Below are 2,120 nucleotides of genomic sequence, written 5' to 3'. Positions count from 1 at the left end.
ACTAGAACCGGTAGAGAACATTTGACCTAAGTAAAGTTAGAGGATTGTGACCGGCGAATACTATATCTGTACACAATACGCAGTTACAAAAGGAAAAACCTCTTCTTGCAAGTTGATATCTATATATCCTTGCAAGATACACATTCCTTGCAGATTGTTTTCGAAAGATTGGCTTATTTTCTCTTTCGGATCAAGAAGCAAACGAGAACCACTCATCGGAATAAGTGACCCATCTTGCACTCCAAAACATTTATGTTTAATTTTTTTTATAATCTTCATTTCCGAAACTTCTTGATCACATGTATTTTTTCTAATGTTTATTTGTTCACAAATTTCATCAAATAAACCTTCTAAATGAAGATGAAGAAAATCTTCATAAATAATTCCCTGGGAATTACAGTGCTTAAATTTATTTGGAGCTTTTCCACTATTGCATGAAAACAAAATAAAACAGATAATTAAGGAATAGCAATGATTTTTAATTTTATGCATGTTTCCCTCAAGAAAGGTATATAATATCTAAATTTAACAATAGTTTCATATTTAACATCTACAATCTTTTTCAATGATCTTTTCTCCATTTCCTCGATTAGTTGAACAACTCCGGCGTTACCTTCCTTTGCAAACCAACCACGAAAAGTGCACTTGTTTTGTTCTATTGTTTCAGCATATTGATGAGTTGAAACATCTTGGTGACTTAAACTAATATAGCCTGGTAGTGTATAATCATGCTTCATAGAACAATTAATGCTCAAAAAAACAAAAAATATATATAATTTTATCTTATTGTTGTATTCCATTTTTTTTCATTGCCTTATCTAATTCCTTTCCTAAAAAATAACTTGCTCCAGCCAAAGGATAAGTATACCACTTTGTTAGCTTATCAATATCTAAACCATAATCCTTAAAGTTCGCAATATTACCAATGCCTCCAGTAGGAATGATAATTAGGTTTGTAAGAAGTCCGCCAGTATAAAACCCATCATTAAACGTAACCATATATTTTTCGACATTCTTTTTATCTCCAATCAGTTTGACCGTTTCTTTAACCAGCGATTTTGTAACTGTTCGAAATATCAAAGACGTTCCCCCCCCAACAACTAAGCTACACAATTCTCTTGGCCCTAACTCGCCCATTGAATATCCTTGTCCGTATTTCTCCTCACATTTATTACGAATACCTTCGTTAACGTAAGCGCTTGTATAGAATCCGGCAGCAACTCCGATAGCTCCAAGAACCAACTGAGTAGTATTCATTCTCATTATGGGATTAATAATTTGACGATTTAGCCAAAACTCTTTTTTTCTATTCTGTTCTCTCTTTTGGTCAGCCAAATAATACAATAACGTAGCGTATTCAGACTTTTGACCGTCTGGCGCGAGTAAGTATCCCGCAATCGCCCATGTCAAAGGTTTTATTGGCTTATTACCACCTGGATCTCTATTTCCAATAGGATTGCCCTCGACATACATACTCCTGTTCAACCCTTGTATTTGCTTAGGAAAAATCATACTATCATTAGTTAAAAATCTTCCCAAAGCCGGATCATAATATCTTGCTTTGTAATAATATAATCCGGTCTCCCTATCCTCTTCTTGTCCTGTATATTTGAATTTTGTAATATCCGGCCCATAGGAATCTGTTCGAAGTATCTCACCGTATGGTTTATATGAAATATGCGATTTTCCACCACGCTCTCCACCAGCTAACACATTTCCATTTCCATCTGTGATCATAGAAATGCTTCCCAAATGATCAGGATGATAGAAATACATCCCTGCTACCCTAGCATTGCCAGCCGTAGAAGAACCACCTCCTCCTCCACTTGCATTATTTTCTTCTGCCACAGATTGAGTTGTTCCAGGCACCCCTGTCATTCCAAGCAACCAAATAGGAGTTCCGCTCTCACCTTCCCCTCCTCCCATGAGCAACGGAAAACATCCTGTGGTTGTGGTAAAGGAGAAGACCACTATAAGTACGCTGGTTAAATATCTTTGAGACTGTTCTGAAAAAGAAACATATGATCTCGGTAGAAAAGCAATTCCTGTATTGATATAGTATTCACCTGACAGCTTCGAAGAAGCAGTGGTCACACATCCTCTAAACGGAAAAATGATTT

General features: G+C 36.1%; 3 protein-coding genes. All 3 read right to left on the bottom strand.

The annotated features are described in order from the left end of the window. Window positions 1–60 precede the first annotated feature (60 nt). Window positions 61–492 carry a hypothetical protein gene (locus EHS11_RS09980; RefSeq protein ID WP_135764272.1) on the bottom strand — a complete coding sequence of 144 codons (432 nt, stop codon included), beginning with the start codon at window positions 490–492 and terminating at the stop codon, window positions 61–63. Next, complete coding sequence (locus EHS11_RS09975) at window positions 459–800, bottom strand: hypothetical protein (protein ID WP_135764271.1); 342 nt, start codon at window positions 798–800, stop codon at window positions 459–461. Before EHS11_RS09975 ends, EHS11_RS09980 begins: the two co-directional genes overlap by 34 nt. Continuing rightward, a partial coding sequence (locus EHS11_RS09970; RefSeq protein WP_135764270.1) for an RHS repeat-associated core domain-containing protein occupies window positions 784–2,120 on the bottom strand: 1,337 nt, incomplete at its 5' end. The genes EHS11_RS09975 and EHS11_RS09970, both read right to left, overlap by 17 nt.

It is taken from the genome of Leptospira ilyithenensis, assembly GCF_004771005.1.
Lineage (GTDB): Bacteria > Spirochaetota > Leptospiria > Leptospirales > Leptospiraceae > Leptospira_A > Leptospira_A ilyithenensis.
Note: the sequence above shows the minus strand (reverse complement) of the source record. Positions and strands in the feature narration are given on the sequence as shown.

Excerpts from the sequence above, each read along its gene's own strand:
- EHS11_RS09980 (WP_135764272.1), bottom strand. The coding sequence starts at position 492 with ATGCATAAAATTAAAAATCATTGCTATTCCTTAATTATCTGTTTTATT.
- EHS11_RS09975 (WP_135764271.1), bottom strand. The coding sequence starts at position 800 with ATGGAATACAACAATAAGATAAAATTATATATATTTTTTGTTTTTTTG.